Origin of the sequence: Xanthomonas euvesicatoria pv. euvesicatoria, assembly GCF_020880415.1 — a bacterium.
Lineage (GTDB): Bacteria > Pseudomonadota > Gammaproteobacteria > Xanthomonadales > Xanthomonadaceae > Xanthomonas > Xanthomonas euvesicatoria.
Genome location: NZ_JAJIUJ010000053.1, coordinates 15,282 through 30,578 on the forward strand (window position 1 = coordinate 15,282; position 15,297 = coordinate 30,578).

The following is a 15,297-nucleotide window of genomic DNA, read 5'->3' on the forward strand; positions in this document are numbered from 1 at the left end:
TGCCCGCGCAGAGCCGAGGATCACAATAATTCATTGTGTTTGCCTCGCCGTTTTACGTGCCTCAAAATAAGAAATTCCTATTTCCTTCAGCGCGGGCAGCCTGTCGGCGGGCAAGTTCCGCAATGCGGTTAATAATAAGCCGCACAATTCTGCAGGATCCAGTTTATCTGCGCCTACAGCGATCACTATACCGCCCAGTTGAATCTTGCGGTGGGCATCTTTTTCCCGTGTCAATTTCCACGCCTCAGCGAATTGTTGGCGTTTCTCTACGGCAGCGGCTCGGCTCTTTTCTTTTTGGATCTTTAGCTTTTCTTGAGCTTTAAGTTGCAACAAGTGCTTTTCAGTTTCTTTTATACGCTCGCTAAGTGGTTTTTTCTTGCTCATAGAAATCTCCCAATTTGGTCATTTCATTCAAGCAGAAAATTGGCACTTGTCGAATCTAATTTTTCTGCTTCAATATATTAGGGTGAGGGTAGAGCGTAGCGAAACCCGCCTGATTGGTTCTGTTGCGACGCCCGAAGGGTGTAGTAATAGCGCACTTATGTTTTCACCCTTCGGGTGAAAACGCGCGGTCAGGGGCTACGCCCCCGACACCCCAAAATGCCGATTGGCTTTTCTGTGTGGTTGGGGATGGTTTTTCTGTGTTTTATATTTTGCGGAGTTGTGGGCGTGGCGATATACCATTGTGAGATAAATAGCATAAGCCGAGCGAAGGGCCACAGTGCCACCGCCGCTGCCGCTTATCGTGCCGGTATTCGCATAGAGGACGACCGTTTGGGAGTAATCCAGGACTACACAAAACGAAGTGGTGTCGCCTCCTTTGAAATCCTTGCCCCATCTGGGTCTCCCGCTTGGATCTTTGATCCGTCGCGATTGTGGAACGCGGCCGAAGCCGCTGAAACCCGTAGCAATGCAAGAGTTGCACGGGAGATGGAAATTGCTTTGCCGTGTGAGTTGACCGAACTGCAACGTGAAGAACTGGCGCGTGATATTGGGCGGCAACTGGTTGATCGATATAACGCAGCCGTACAGATTGCGATCCATACACCGGACAAACACGGTGACCAGCGTAACCACCACGCTCATATTTTGTTTACATCACGGCAAGTGGGTGCCGCCGGCCTTAACGATTACGCGGCTAAAGTGTTTGACGACTTCAAGCAAGGGCCTAAAGAGGTGCTGTATTGGCGTGAGCAGGTCGCCAGCATAACCAATGAGCACCTTAAGAACGCAGGTCATGATGTACGTGTTGACCACCGCACTCTTGAAGCGCAGGCAATGGATGCTGCCAAGCGTGGCGATGTGAAGCAGGCGCGCGAACTGGACCGCTTGCCTACAGTGAAGGAAGGCTGCGCCCCAGCACGACGCCGACATGCACGCATTCGCAACGCAAAAATCCGCGAAGAGAATGAAGTTAGGCAGCGGGAGTGGGACCAAATGGAAATACAGGCGAACAACGAAGCGCGGCTGATGCCCGCGCACCATGATCGAAAACCAGGAGAAAATAATAATGAAGATGGAGCAAGAACCGTTGCCCGATCCCGAGCACGAAGAAGCCGAAAAGGTCCGGCACCTCTCACCAGTGATTCGGTCAATACTGATCGATTGCGAGTTGACGGATCTGGCCGAAAGCCTGTGCTTTCAGTGTCGCCAAGCCACCGTGTTGCAGTTGTCCAGTCCCGATGGAGTCCAGAACGCGGCCGTCATTCACTGCGCAGCACTTTCGAGGGACATTCAGGTGACGGTGGCACGCTGCACTTCACATCTTCCACAGTCATCCGAGGCAGTTCACTGACTAAAATATCTACTGTTCGAGCGTTAGGGGCGGTAGCCAAACCCGCTTTCGATCCATCGCAGCCCGCGCGCGTAGCGCGTGGAACGGTGGCCCCAAAGGGGGCGCTAAAAATCTTCAGTTCCGCACCTAGCGGAGGGGGCGGCAATGCTCGGATTTCTGTCACTGGAAGTGAGTACGACCGCAGGATGATGCAGTCGGATCAAGAACGCTTGGACATGGAAGCCGATGCGGCACGGCAAGGGCGACAACGGGATGCGGAAGTTAAAGCATTATTGGAGTCGTTGACTGCTTTGGAGGCAATGCATTGGCGCGACCAGAGCCGCCGAATCGCGGAGGCGCGTGCTTGGCTCTCCACGTACGAACACGAGGAGCAGCAACGGTTCGCTGAGCGTGAGAGGCGCAAACGTGTGAGAGATACGGAATGGGCACGGCTGCAAGAGTGGAAGCAAACCAATCCCGAGCCGTGGAAATTTTTCCCAAAACACAAGCATTGGGTTTCCGCATTGGAAGAACGTACGAAGCCACTACGAACGGCAGACATAGATTATAAGTTGGCTAAGACCAATGCCGACTTGCCAGCCTTGCAGAAGTTGGGACGCGAACGCATCAAAATGCAAAGACAGTTGGCACGGGCCACCACAGCCCGTCAGGCCATTGCCATGCTTCCCAGCGAACATGAGGAACAAATCACTTTACCCATTGCACCGCCACCGCCCATCATGGAGCCGCAGCGCGATACACTCAAAGTTGCGCGCAGCCGTTGGGCAAGATTTCCAGTTCTAAATCCGCCGGGCTACAAAAGGCCCGTCGGTTGAATAGGCTCGCCAACTTCACAAGTGCCTTTTTAATTTTTTAATATTTAATACACCTTGCTGCTCCCAGCACAATGCCGGGTGACACTGTTTCGACAACTGTTCATAGGCGTTTTGACTATAATTTAAACTGTGCGCCGTATCCAAGGTACTGGGCTTTTCGCTTTGTTCGTGTCCTACGTACCGTTCGCGCCAGCCCTGAGAAACGCCATGTCGTGTCATCTGCGTGATCACAGTGTCGCGAAATGAATGCAGTCCCATTTGCCCCATCCTCGGCTTGATGCCTCGCCGCGCAATATAGCGAATAAAAGCACGTTGTGGGGCACCGGCTGGCCCGTTGTTCGCGGCCTGCGTCAGATCTGGAAAAAAATACTGTTCCTTTGCAATTTTTAGTCGCTCCACACGCTCTAGAATCCCTAGTTCAATCAAATCCGGGTGGATTGGAACTTTGCGTTCGCTGGCTTCGCTTTTCGTGCTTTTGTACTCTCCCAACAGATTGAAGTCGAACACCCACACTCCTTCTTCCTGCACGATATCAGCCACTTCCATTTTCGCAATTTCGTTGCTGCGAGCACCTGTGTACACACAAATTAAGGCTACCCAGCGGTCGCGCTCATTGCCCAAGTCGTGGAAATGGTTGAAATCGAAAATATTCTTCAACTGCTCAATATTGAATGGCTCCGATCCAAGCGCTGCCGCTTTTCGCTTTTCCTTTTTAGTGATCGTAATGTGACCGTGAGCAGGGTTTCTTCCATCTTCGAAGTACCCTGATGCCATCGCCCATTTGAAAAATCCCGCGAGCCAAATTTGCGTGCTATTGACCGTACTGCGTTGCAATCCCTTTGTTAGTTCCTGTTCGAGGAATGTCGCAATTTGATGGCGTTGAATTGCGTACACAAACGAGCGGGGTCTGATGTAAGCCGTAAACTCATCGATGGTCTTGACCACACGACCGAACGTCTTTGCTTTACCTAGCCGCTTGCGTGCGACTTCAATATATTTTTCTCTAGCGATGGCGATGGTAATCGCCTTCACTCCCGGGGGTGCGCCAAGTACAGCCGAGACAGGAGGCAACGTAGCAGGCGCAAGCGTCGATGGAGCCGATTGTGTCCGTGCCTGTTCATTTAGCTGCAACAGCATTGGGAGTGCCGCAGCCAAATTGTCGGCGTCCGCTTGCGTTCCGTCCGTTTCAACACGCAGCCCACCGTTGGAACTGACCTCCAAGGTGTAATCACGTGTCTGATCCTCTCCAAACGCTGTCTGCGCGCTTTTGAGAAGGTCTTCTAATGATTTGGTCACACCACCCCCATCAATCTGCATGAACGCTTGTTGATAGCGTACAGCCAGATACAGCGCCTTGACTTGTGCAAGACGTGGATCGGTTGTGTGCAAAGCATGCTTGATGACCTTACGGCGCAGAGTATTGCGCAGGCGCAAGGGAACAATAATACGAAAGGAAAAGCCGCCAGAACGGCGAACAAGGTAGGTCGGTAAGCGCACAAGTGTCCCAACGTTGTCCCGTTGAGTGTCCTCGGCGCTCGTTCCTTGTTGCGTGTAAGTTGCTGTTCTACAACAACTTATCTGAAAGTGGCGGAGAGGGGGGGATTCGAACCCCCGAGGCGCTATAAACGCCTGCCTGATTTCGAGTCAGGTACATTCAACCGCTCTGCCACCTCTCCAGATGGTCCCCAGTGTCCTGGGGCCGTGCATCATACGGGCACATGGCCCGCGCCACAAGCGGCCCGGGCCGGCGCAGGCAGGGCCAGGCGCGCGTCCAGGCGTGAACCGGTGCTGCGGCACCCGTGCGTGGCGTGTTGCCGCTAACCGGCCGGGCCGCGATGATGGTGGCGCATCTTCTCCTTGGCGACCCGGCCCCATGCTCGAATTCGGACACCTCACCCATGTCGGCCTGCGCCGTGACCTCAACGAGGACACCTACTACGGCGACAGTGAGCTGGGATTGTGGCTGGTCGCCGACGGCATGGGGGGGCATGCCTGCGGGGAAGTGGCCAGCGCACTGGCCCGCGAGACCATCGTGCGGGAGATCCGCGCCGGTACCCCGCTGGCGCAGGCGGTACGCATCGCCGACGAAGAGATCATCAAGACCTCGCGCCGCTGCAACGACACCTTGCCGATGGGCACCACCGTGGTCGCCGCGCGCGTACTCGGCCAGCGTTTCGAAGTGGCCTGGGTTGGCGACAGCCGCGCCTACCTGTGGCGCGATGGCCGGCTGGCGCAGCTGAGCCAGGACCACAGCTATGTGCAGGAGCTCATCGCCCAGGGCACGCTGACCAGCGAGCAGGCACGCGCGCACCCGCATCGCAACGTGGTGACCCAGGCACTCGGCGTGACCGACCCGGCACATCTGAATGTCGCCATCATGCAAGGCGAACTCAAATCCGGCATGCAGCTGTTGCTGTGCAGCGACGGCCTGACCGAAGAGGTGGACGATGCCGCCATCGCGGCCACGTTGTCGCAGGCCGATTGCAGCGCGCAGGAATGCGTGGAATGCCTGGTCGCCGCCGCACTGGATGGCGGCGGTTCGGACAACATCACCGCGATCCTGGTGCGCAGTTACTGATGTAGCGCCGCGCGCGAGCAAAATACCTCAGGCAAGACGCCTCACCCGGCGACCGCAATCTCCTCGACCGGCGGATCCCACAACGCACGCCCTGCCTTCTTGCGCAGCTGCGCCAAGCGTGCCTCGTGGGCCTGCAATTCGGAAGCGGTCACCGCAATGCGCGGACGCGGCAACAGCAGCGCCGGGTCGAACGCAATCACGCCGCTCGCCGCATCGGTCTGCTGACCGGCGTCGGCACTGGCAAACCCGATTTCCTCCTGGCCGGAGGTCAGCGCGATATACACATCGGCCAGGATCTGGGCATCGAGCAACGCGCCGTGCAGTTGGCGATGCGAGTTGTCCACGCCCAGACGCTTGCACAAGGCATCCAGGGAATTGCGCTGCCCCGGATAGCGCTCGCGCGCCATCATCAAGGTATCGACCACCGTGGCGCGCTCGACGATGCGCCCGTAGTGATCGCCCAGCAGCGCCAGTTCGTTGTCCAGAAACCCCAGGTCGAACGCAGCGTTGTGGATGATCAGTTCCGCGCCGTCGATATAGGCGAGAAACTCATCCACCACCTCGCCGAACAGCGGTTTATCGGCCAGAAATTCCAGGGTCAGCCCGGTCACCTCCTGCGCGCCCGGCTCGAAGTCGCAGTCCGGCTTCAGGTAACGATGGAAATTGTTGCCGCTTGGGCGCCGCTCCAGCAGCTCCACCGCGCCGATTTCGACGACGCGGTTGCCCTTGCGCCATTCCAGGCCGGTGGTTTCGGTATCGAGAATGATCTGACGCATGTGTCCTCTTACGATGTCGCAAGACCATCGCGCTGGGCGATGGCCTGATTGCGGGCGAGCACGTCGACGCGCTCGTTGTCCGGGTCGCCATTGTGGCCTTTCACCCAACGCCAATCGATGCGATGGCGCTGCGTGGCCGCGTGCAACCGCTCCCACAACTCGCGATTTTTGACCGGATCGCCACCGGCGGTCTTCCAGTTGCGTCGCACCCACCCCGGCATCCATTCGGTGATGCCCTGGCGTACGTACTGCGAATCGGTATGCAACACGATCTGGCACGGCTCGGTCAGCGTTTCCAGCGCCATGATCGCCGCCATCAATTCCATGCGGTTGTTCGTCGATACCGCCTCGCCGCCGGCCAGCTCCTTTTCGCGGCCGTTGTAACGCAGCAAGGCCGCCCAGCCGCCCGGGCCGGGGTTGCCGAGGCAGGAGCCATCGGTATGCACTTCAATGAATTTCATCAGGTTCCAGAGTTGAACGTAAACAGGTCAGATCGTGGCCACCGGCTGTGGCCAGCGGGCAGGCAGGGCGATCGGCGTCGGCCCGATCGCCGCGGCAGCACGCTTTTCCACTTCCAGCAGATACACCGCGCGCCAGGGTGCCCGGCCGGGGTCGGTGGACTCGCCGCTGGGGCGCCAGATCGGCCCCAGGTAGCGCTCGGCCTGCACGCTGTGCAGACCGGCACGCTGGGCCAGGAGGCGCCAGCGATCCGGGCGCAACGCGACCGGCCCGCGCCGCGCCCAGCGGAAGCGGTAGGGGCTCATCGGATTGAGCGTGAACAGCCACAGACGGCCGCCGGGCATCAGCAGACGCTCGCATTCGGCCAGAAAGTCCGCTGCCCCGCCAACCACCGCATGTTGCGTCACGATCGCCTGCAGGCTCTCGGTCGGCAGCGGAAACGGTAGCGCGCAGCGTGCGTCGCCGGCAAAGCGGCCGGCACTGCGATGCAGGCGCAAACCGCGCCCTTGCAGCAACTCGCGCGCAGGCATGTCGGCGGTCGGCGTCAGCCACAACCACGGCTGCGACGGCCGTGTCTGTAGCGCTTCCAACGCCAGACGACGCTCCAGTTGAAGCAGGCCGCGCCCCGCGCCGGTTTCAAACCAGGATGAGACGCCAGCTTGACGTGAGAATGGCGGGGCAGGCATGGTCCCAATTCTATGCGACTGATCGCCCTGCCCGCATTCGACGACAACTACATCTGGGCGCTGATCGCTGCAGATGGCCGCGCCATCATTGTCGACCCCGGTCAGGCCGAGCCGGTCCTGGCTGCCGCGCAGCACCAGGGCCTGGTGCCGAGCGCCGTCCTGCTCACCCACCATCACGGCGACCATATCGGCGGCGTTGCCGAGCTCCAGCAGCGCTGGCCGGACCTGGAGTTGTTCGGCCCGGCCGACGAACGCATCCCGGCGGACGCGCATCAGGTAGGCCACGGCGAGCGCTTGCGCCTGCTCGATGTCGAGTTCCAGGTGCTCCAGGTGCCCGGCCACACCCGCAGCCACATCGCTTTCGTCGCTGACGGCTACCTGTTCAGCGGTGATACCCTGTTCAGCCTAGGCTGTGGGCGGATGTTCGAAGGTACCGCTCCCCAGATGTTCGACTCGTTGCAGCGCCTGGCCTCCCTGCCTGGCGAAACGCTTGTGTGTTGCGGCCACGAATACACCTTGGCCAATGCGGCCTTCGCGCTGCACGTCGATCCCACCAACGCTGCCTTGCAGCGCCGTCAACAGGAAGCCCAGGCCATGCGTCATGCAGCCCGTCCTACCCTGCCGATTTCGCTCAAGAGTGAACTGGCCACCAATCCGTTCTTACGCACCGGCCGCCCCGAGATCCGCGCTGCAGTGGCACCGCGCGCAGCCGGCGAGCTTTCCTCTGAAGTCGATGTTTTCGCCGAACTTCGGCGCTGGAAAGACGAATTTCGCTCATGAGGCGCCTGGTTTTGACAGTGCTGGCCGCCTGTTCGGCCATCGCACCGGCATCCGCATCGCCCAACGACGCAAGCTCCGCCCCCGCCAGTAGCCAGGTCGCGCAAGCCAGCGCGCCAAGCCTCCGCAACGGGCGCGAGATTTTTTCGGCCTTCCTCGACGGTCGTGCCGACCCGGGCTGCGACAGCGCCCATAGCGATGCCCGCTGGGAACAGCATTTTTCGCGCGCCCCGGCACGTCTGGCAGACGATGCGCAGGATGTCCTGCCGTTATTCGGTTATGTCGTCGACGAGTTGCGCAAGGCCGACATGCCGACCGAATTTGCGCTGATCCCGTTCGTTGAAAGCGGCTATCGCCCCGGGGCCCGCAACGGCAGCGGCCCTGCCGGCCTGTGGCAGTTCATCGCGACCACCGCGCGCAACCACCAGGTGCCGGTCGGTGCGCAATATGACGGACGCCTGTCGGCAGTGGACTCCACCACTGCGGCGGTGCGCTATCTCAAAACCCTTTACGGCATGTTCGGCGGAGACTGGCGCCTGGCCCTGATGGCCTACAACGCCGGCGAGTACCGCGTGCTGCAGGCAATGCGCAGCGCCGGGATGAACGCGCAAAACGCACGCCCCTCCGAATTGCCGGGCATGTCCAAGGTCACCTACGACTATGTGGAGAAACTGCACGCACTTGCCTGCGTGCTGGATCACGCGCAACAGCAGGGCAACCTGCTGACGTCGCTGGATCGCCAGGTGCCCGTCCTCACCGAACATGCGTTGCCGGCAGGCACCAGCCTCAACGCCTGGGCCGGACAGCGCGCGATCGAGCCGCAACTGCTCGCGCGCCTGAATCCCGCCCTCGCTGGCGCACGCGCTGCGCCGCGCGGCGTGCACGTGCTTGCGCCGCTTGCGCCGCCGCAGCCCGGTGCAAATAGCGCCATGGTCGCCTCTGCCGAGGTGGGAACTGGCGCCGCCAGCAGCACCCCCGCACCGACCGCCGTTGCCTCTGCAGCCAGCAAAGCGTCGACCTCGCCAGCACGTACCCACACCGTGCGCAATGGCGAATCGGCCTGGGCGATCGCGCGCCGCTATGGCATCACCGTGACGACGCTGCTCGCCACCAACGGCCTGGACAAAAGCGCCATTCTGAAGCCTGGCATGGTGCTGTCGTTCGACGACTCGCCCTAAAGTGACGCGCCAAGGTGCGACGCACCTTGGACGTTGTCGTGGGCACAGGCAGGCGGTAGGCGGTAGGCGGTAGGCGGTAGGCGGTAGGCGGCATGATCGCGCCGATCCTGAATTTCGCTCACCAACCCAGCCTTCTCGTCAGGCCGCTTCGGTCGCGAAAGATGGATCTTGAGCGTTGCCGGGGTGCAAAGGCACAGTTAGCGCCTGCTGCGCGTCGCGCCGGGGAACCGACTTGGCGCTGTACGTGCGAGCCGAACTCCGGCAAAACTCGAAGCTTGCAGGCCTCCCTGCAATGCGCGCCACGACGTTAGCCGTGCTCCCCGGCGAGTCAATACGCCGAGCCATTCAGCTGACCCGGCCACCGGAGATCATCAGCGGGACACCTGGCATGTCTGTCAGGAGCGCTCCCGGCGCGCGCCGTCGCCCAATCGAGCGTCAGCGACGACTGCCAGATCGTCAGGCGACTAGCCGACAACCGGCGATTGGCGCCCAGGAATCGCAGCTCCCGGCAGCCATGCAGCGCGCAGACACCGCCGGCAAATCGATATGCGCCGCGGAAGATCGACGGCGACTGCGCGCCAGCCGGCCGGTGTTCTCCACGCCAAACGCCCAAAGAAAAAGCCCGGTTGCCCGGGCTTTTCTCACCAATCGATTATCCAGCCTTACAGCTGGGCTTCTTCGATCTGGATCTTGTAGCGCTTGCGCATTTCCTTGACGTAAGCCTGCGCCGCGTTGTTCCCGTCGATCTGGCTCAACTGCTCGCGCAGCATCGTCTGCTGCTCGGCCGGCATCTGCTTCAGATCGCCCGGCGTCGCCTTGCTGATGACAAAGACAGCAAAGCGCCCGCCATCCAGCTCCACCTTGCCAACCGACGGCTTGCCTTCGGTCGGTCGCGGCGCGCTGAAGATCGCACGGTTCGCAGCCGGGGTCGGGATCGGCGCCGTCCGCGGTAGCCCCGGGATCGGCTGCACCTGCAGCTTCTCGCTGTCGGCCAGCGCCTGCAGCGTCTCACCCTTCTGCAAGCGTGCCAGCAAGGCATCGGCAGCAGCCGCGGCGGCCTTCTCGGCACGGTCCGCACGGATTGCCGCGGTCACCTTGTCGCGCACCTTGTCCAACGGCAAGGCCTGTTCGGCGGTGTGGTTGGTGACACGCAACACCACGCTATGGTTCGGCGCGATGGTGATGGGATCGCTCACCGTACCGTCCTGCACCAGCGTTTCTGAGAACGCCGCGCGCAGCACAGCCGGGTTGGCAGCAACACCGCTGGCATCACTGCGCGAGAACGGTCCCAAGGTCTGCACCGGCAAGCCGACCTGCTTGGCCGCCGGCTCCAGTGCGGTGGGGTTCTTGTAAACCTGGTCCACCAACTTGCCACTGACATCGGCAAAGGCCTTGTCTGCGTCAGCCTTGAGCTGCTCGGCAGCCAGTTGGTCGCGCACCTGCTCGAACGACTTGCCCTGGCCGCCCTTGACCTCACGCAGCTGGATCACGTGGTAGCCGAATTCGCTCTTGATCGGGCCGACCACCTCGCCAGCCTTCATCGAGAACAGCGCGTCCTCGAACGGCTTGACCATCGCGCCCTTCTCGACCCAGCCCAGGTCGCCGCCGGCATCCTTGGAGCCGGGGTCCTGCGAATTGGCTTTGGCCAGCGCAGCAAAGTCGGCACCCGGCTGCTTGGCCTCGGCAGCGAGCTTGGCGGCCTTTGCCTCGGCAGCCTTTTGCGCGGCTGCATCGGCGCCGGCGCTGATCAGGATGTGCGACGCAAGACGCTGCTCCGGCTCGACGAAACGTGCCTTCTCGTCTTCATAGCGCTTGCGCAGCGTGGCCTCGTCGGCCGCAGTGGCTGGCGGCATCGTGGCGGCGTTGAGCTCCACGTATTCGATCGTCACGGTTTCCGGCTGACGGAAATCCTGCGCGTGCCCGTCGTACCACTGCTTGATCTGCGCATCGCTCACCGGCGCGGTATCTGCGGCCGGTGGCGGCAGCATCGCCAGCTCCACATCGCGCGTTTCGCCCATCAGCTTGAGCAGGCGCTCGAACTCGGACTTGGTGGCAAAGCCGGACTCCGCCACCGCCTGCGGGATGACCGACTGCTGCAGGCTATCGCGCACCAGCGCATCGAACTGCGCTGGCGTGCGCGGCGGCGTGCCCTGCGCGAGTGCGGCGCGGTACTGGTCGGGACTGAACTTGCCATCGACCTGGAATGCGGGAATGTTGGCGATGTAATCGCGCACGGTCGCATCACCGATGACGATTCCAGCGTCTTCCGCCCCCAGTCGCACCACCTGTTCGTCGACCAGTTGGTCGAGCACCTGCAGCTTGTTTTCGCGGGACTCGAAGGTGCGCGGATCGAATTTCTCGCCCTGACGCTGACGCTCCTGCATGCGCGCCTGCTCAAAGCGCGCGCGGAAATCCTGCGTGCTGATTTCATGGTGCTGCCACAGCAAAGAGACCGGCCACCACGACGGTGCCGATTTCCACCAGGTCGGCGGCGCCTGCACCTTGGCTACGTTGTTGGCGCCAATGCCGCCGAGGTAGCTGTTGTCGATGACGAACAGGAACGGAATCATCAGCAACCCCAGGATGGCGGTAGCGATCCAGCCTGACGTCTTGTCGCGAAGTTTCTGCAGCATTGGCAAATCACGGCCTGTGGGCGAGCCGCGCAGTGTAACGCGCTTGACGCCAGGCACCCAGCCCAATGCCCGTGACGATGGCGTCGTGGCGCGTTCATCTGTCCAGGGTGGACGGCGCCAGCTCGGGCCAAATACCCGAGCACCTTTAGACGCAGCAGAACGCGCCGCTGCCGGATGCGCTGCAATAAGCCGCACCGCCATGCCTGCATGGACCCACATCCATCAACCGACATCCAAAAAAAAAGCCCCCGGCACAGGGCCGAGGGCTTCGTATAACTGGCGGAGCGGACGGGACTCGAACCCGCGACCTCCGGCGTGACAGGCCAGCATTCTAACCAGCTGAACTACCGCTCCGCTTTAAACTTGGACATCTGCCCCCACTCCATTCGCATGACGAATTTCGTGGAGAAAACGAAGCCCCCAATTGCTCAGGGGCTTCGCGTGTAACTGGCGGAGCGGACGGGACTCGAACCCGCGACCTCCGGCGTGACAGGCCAGCATTCTAACCAGCTGAACTACCGCTCCGCGCTTGAAACATTTGCCTGGTGCTTAATGGTGGGTGCTGAGGGTTTCGAACCCCCGACCCTCTCCGTGTAAGGGAGACGCTCTACCGCTGAGCTAAGCACCCTAGCGAGTCGATTAGTTTACTGCATCCTTCAGGGCTTTACCAGCCTTGAATGCAGGATTCTTCGAAGCAGCGATCTTGATGCTGTCGCCGGTCTTCGGATTGCGGCCGGTGCGCTCGGCGCGCTCGCGGACCTGGAAGGTACCGAAGCCAACGAGGGTGACGGCGTCGCCCTTCTTCAGTGCCTTGGTGATTTCGCTCACAACCGCGTCAACAGCACGGCTAGCTTCAGCCTTGGAGATGTCAGCGGCAGCGGCAACGCCATCGATCAATTCGGTTTTATTCATTCTTGAAACTCCCTTTGCGGCAGATGCCGCGGAATCGACAATCGGCGCTCTTGCCGTAAGCGAAGAACCCGACACAAGTGGTATCGCATGACGCATCACATTTGCCGCGCCCACGAGTCGTGCATTTATACCAGCGCCCCCAACAGCACGCAAGCCAAAACCCAATAACGACGCGGGTTTTGGCTTGTTTTGGCGAGGCTCAGACAGCCCTCGTTAGTGCTTGACGCGGGTACCCGGCGTGCTACGCGACTTGCCGCGCACGGTCACGCGCGAGGCCGCCTTGCGTGCCTTTTCCTTGCCGGCCTTCTTCGGCGCGAGCGGACGTTCCAACGCCAGATCGAGCACCTCGTCGATCCACTTCACCGGCACGATCTTCAGATCGCGGGTCACGTTCGGCGGGATGTCGTCCAGATCCTTGCGGTTCTCGTCGGGGATCAGCACGGTGCGGATGCCGCCGCGCAGGGCCGCCAGCAACTTCTCCTTCAAGCCACCGATCGCCGATACCCGTCCGCGCAGGGTGATCTCGCCGGTCATCGCCACATCGGCGCGGATCGGCACCCGGGTCAGTATCGATACCAGCGAGGTCACCATCGCGATACCTGCGCTTGGACCGTCTTTGGGCGTGGCGCCGTCAGGCACATGCACATGCACGTCCTGCTTCTGCAGGAAATCCACATCGATGCCAAGCCGCTCGGCGCGCGAACGCACCACCGACAATGCAGCCGATGCCGATTCCTTCATGACATTGCCGAGCTGGCCGGTGAGGATCAGGTTGCCCTTGCCCGGCACCAAGGTGGACTCGACCTGCAGCAGTTCGCCGCCGACTTCGGTCCATGCCAGACCCGTGACCAGACCGATCTCGTTTTCTTCTTCGGCACGGCCGAAGTCGAAGCGACGCACGCCCAGATACTTGTCGAGATTCTTCGCGTTGACGGTGACCAGTGCCTTCGGCTTGCCCTTCTTGGCAACCGCCTTTTTTGCCACCGGCTGCGGACCTGCGAGCGCGATCTCCTTGACCACCTTGCGGCAGATCTTGGCTACCTCGCGTTCGAGATTACGCACACCCGACTCACGCGTGTAGTAGCGCACGATGTCCTGGATCGCATCGCTGGCGATTTCGATCTCTTCCGGCTTCAGGCCGTTGGCCTTGATCTGCTTGGGCACCAGGTAGCGCGTGGCGATGTTGAGCTTCTCGTCCTCGGTGTAGCCGGGGATGCGGATCACTTCCATGCGGTCCAGCAACGGACCGGGAATATTGAGCGAGTTGGAGGTGGCGACGAACATCACCTCCGACAGGTCCAGGTCGACTTCCAGGTAGTGGTCGTTGAACGAGTTGTTCTGCTCCGGATCGAGCACCTCCAGCAATGCCGACGACGGGTCGCCACGGAAGTCCATCGACATCTTGTCGATCTCGTCCAGCAGGAACAGCGGGTTCTTGCTGCCGACCTTGTTGAGGTTCTGCACCAGGCGGCCCGGCATCGAACCGACATAGGTCCGGCGGTGGCCCCGAATTTCGGCCTCGTCGCGAATGCCGCCCAGGCTCATGCGCACGAACTTGCGGTTGGTCGCCTTGGCGATCGACTGCCCGAGCGAGGTCTTGCCCACGCCCGGCGGCCCGACCAGGCACAGGATCGGCCCCTTCATCTGCTTCACGCGCGACTGCACGGCCAGGTACTCAAGGATGCGTTCCTTGACCTTGTCCAGGCCGTAGTGATCGGCGTCCAGCGTGTCTTCGGCAACCTTGAGGTCCTTGCGCACTTTGGTGCGCTTTTTCCACGGCACGCCCAGCAGCCAGTCCAGGTAGTTGCGCACCACGGCCGCCTCGGCGGACATCGGCGACATCTGCTTGAGCTTGTTGAGCTCGGCCTTGGCCTTGGTTTCGACCGGCTTGGGCATGCCCGCCTCGGCGATCTTGCGCGCCAGCTCTTCCAGCTCGCCGGGCGCATCGTCCAGGTCGCCCAGTTCCTTCTGGATCGCCTTCATCTGCTCGTTGAGGTAGTACTCGCGCTGGCTCTTTTCCATCTGCGACTTCACGCGGCCGCGGATGCGCTTTTCCAGCTGCTGCACGTCGATTTCGCCATCGACCAGGCCGACCAGCAATTCCAGCCGCTCGCCGATGTCGGTGATCTCCAGCAGGCGCTGCTTGTCGGCCAGACGCACACCGATGTGGGCGGCGATGGTGTCTGCCAGGCGGCCCGGCTCATCGATGCCGGCCAAGGTCTGCAGCAGCTCCGGCGGCAGCTTGCGATTGGTCTTGACGTACTGTTCGAACAGCGACATCAGCGACCGCGCAATCGCTTCCACCTCGCGCGGCTCACGCGCATCGCTGGCTTCGATTTCGGTGCCCTGCCCCTGCAACGCGCCGTCCTGCTCGACCACCTTGTCCACGGTGACCCGCGACAGACCCTCGACCAGCACCTTGATGGTGCCATCGGGGAGCTTGAGCAGTTGCAGCACCTGCGCCAGGGTGCCGACGGTATACAGATCGCCGGCAGCCGGGTCGTCGGTCTCGGCCGACTTTTGCGCAACGAGCAGGATGCGCTTGTCCGCCTCCATCGCTTTTTCCAGCGCACGCATCGACTTGTCGCGGCCGACGAACAGCGGGATCACCATGTGCGGAAACACCACCACGTCGCGCAGCGGCAACACTGGCAGATCGAGAATTTCTGGTTGGGACTGGGCCATGGG

12 protein-coding genes and 4 tRNA genes are annotated in these 15,297 nt (G+C 61.3%); 4 read left to right on the forward strand and 12 right to left on the reverse strand.

What is annotated here, in order from left to right; all coding sequences use genetic code 11:
- Nucleotides 1–30: 30 nt before the first annotated feature.
- On the reverse strand, nucleotides 31–384 hold the full coding sequence (locus tag LN450_RS09585; protein WP_011346595.1) for a conjugal transfer protein TraD: 354 nt from the start codon (nucleotides 382–384) through the stop codon (nucleotides 31–33).
- Between the two features lie 246 nt (nucleotides 385–630).
- Between LN450_RS09585 and mobQ the strand changes: the two genes are divergently transcribed.
- Nucleotides 631–2,610: a MobQ family relaxase gene (gene mobQ, locus LN450_RS09590; RefSeq protein ID WP_109298543.1), complete on the forward strand. Its 1,980-nt coding sequence runs from the start codon at nucleotides 631–633 to the stop codon at nucleotides 2,608–2,610.
- Between the two features lie 15 nt (nucleotides 2,611–2,625).
- Here mobQ and LN450_RS09595 read toward each other — a convergent pair whose 3' ends face one another.
- Together LN450_RS09595 and LN450_RS09600 are read right to left on the reverse strand one after the other, a co-directional pair.
- Entirely contained in the window at nucleotides 2,626–4,107 is a 1,482-nt protein-coding gene (locus LN450_RS09595; RefSeq protein ID WP_011346593.1) for a site-specific integrase, read from the reverse strand.
- An 88-nt stretch (nucleotides 4,108–4,195) separates the two neighbouring features.
- A tRNA-Ser gene (locus tag LN450_RS09600) sits at nucleotides 4,196–4,286 on the reverse strand.
- Nucleotides 4,287–4,483: 197 nt separating this feature from the next.
- On the opposite strand from LN450_RS09600, the gene LN450_RS09605 reads away from it, so the two are divergent.
- Nucleotides 4,484–5,188, forward strand: coding sequence for a PP2C family protein-serine/threonine phosphatase (locus LN450_RS09605; protein WP_011346592.1), 705 nt, complete (start codon nucleotides 4,484–4,486; stop codon nucleotides 5,186–5,188).
- A gap of 41 nt (nucleotides 5,189–5,229) precedes the next feature.
- Here the strand turns inward: LN450_RS09605 and dnaQ are convergent, their stop codons facing one another.
- The 3 genes from dnaQ to LN450_RS09620 are packed head-to-tail and all read right to left on the reverse strand — an operon-like array spanning nucleotide 5,230 to nucleotide 7,109.
- A complete protein-coding gene (dnaQ, locus tag LN450_RS09610; protein ID WP_008571573.1) occupies nucleotides 5,230–5,964 on the reverse strand; it encodes a DNA polymerase III subunit epsilon in 735 nt (244 codons plus the stop codon).
- 8 nt (nucleotides 5,965–5,972) lie between these two features.
- Nucleotides 5,973–6,425: a ribonuclease HI gene (gene rnhA, locus LN450_RS09615; RefSeq protein ID WP_011346591.1), complete on the reverse strand. Its 453-nt coding sequence runs from the start codon at nucleotides 6,423–6,425 to the stop codon at nucleotides 5,973–5,975.
- A gap of 27 nt (nucleotides 6,426–6,452) precedes the next feature.
- A complete protein-coding gene (locus LN450_RS09620) occupies nucleotides 6,453–7,109 on the reverse strand; it encodes a class I SAM-dependent methyltransferase (protein WP_011346590.1) in 657 nt (218 codons plus the stop codon).
- A gap of 12 nt (nucleotides 7,110–7,121) precedes the next feature.
- On the opposite strand from LN450_RS09620, the gene gloB reads away from it, so the two are divergent.
- The gene (gene gloB / locus LN450_RS09625; protein ID WP_011346589.1) at nucleotides 7,122–7,889 is read left to right on the forward strand and encodes a hydroxyacylglutathione hydrolase; all 768 of its coding nucleotides are present in this window, start codon (nucleotides 7,122–7,124) and stop codon (nucleotides 7,887–7,889) included.
- Nucleotides 7,886–9,064, forward strand: coding sequence for a lytic transglycosylase domain-containing protein (locus LN450_RS09630; RefSeq protein ID WP_011346588.1), 1,179 nt, complete (start codon nucleotides 7,886–7,888; stop codon nucleotides 9,062–9,064). The genes gloB and LN450_RS09630 overlap by 4 nt, the downstream gene beginning before the upstream one ends.
- Nucleotides 9,065–9,726: 662 nt before the next feature.
- Here the strand turns inward: LN450_RS09630 and LN450_RS09635 are convergent.
- The 6 genes from LN450_RS09635 to lon all read right to left on the reverse strand — a co-directional run bounded on the left by LN450_RS09635 (nucleotide 9,727) and on the right by lon (nucleotide 15,294).
- Nucleotides 9,727–11,697, reverse strand: a complete 1,971-nt coding sequence (locus tag LN450_RS09635) for a peptidyl-prolyl cis-trans isomerase (protein ID WP_011346587.1) — start codon at nucleotides 11,695–11,697, stop codon at nucleotides 9,727–9,729.
- Nucleotides 11,698–11,974: 277 nt separating this feature from the next.
- Nucleotides 11,975–12,051, reverse strand: a tRNA-Asp gene (locus tag LN450_RS09640).
- Nucleotides 12,052–12,145: 94 nt separating this feature from the next.
- Nucleotides 12,146–12,222 (reverse strand) — tRNA-Asp (locus LN450_RS09645).
- A gap of 28 nt (nucleotides 12,223–12,250) precedes the next feature.
- Nucleotides 12,251–12,325: transfer RNA gene (locus LN450_RS09650), tRNA-Val, on the reverse strand.
- An 11-nt stretch (nucleotides 12,326–12,336) separates the two neighbouring features.
- Nucleotides 12,337–12,609, reverse strand: a complete 273-nt coding sequence (locus tag LN450_RS09655; RefSeq protein WP_011346586.1) for an HU family DNA-binding protein — start codon at nucleotides 12,607–12,609, stop codon at nucleotides 12,337–12,339.
- 213 nt (nucleotides 12,610–12,822) lie between these two features.
- Nucleotides 12,823–15,294 carry an endopeptidase La gene (lon, locus tag LN450_RS09660; protein ID WP_011346585.1) on the reverse strand — a complete coding sequence of 824 codons (2,472 nt, stop codon included), beginning with the start codon at nucleotides 15,292–15,294 and terminating at the stop codon, nucleotides 12,823–12,825.
- Nucleotides 15,295–15,297 lie beyond the last annotated feature (3 nt).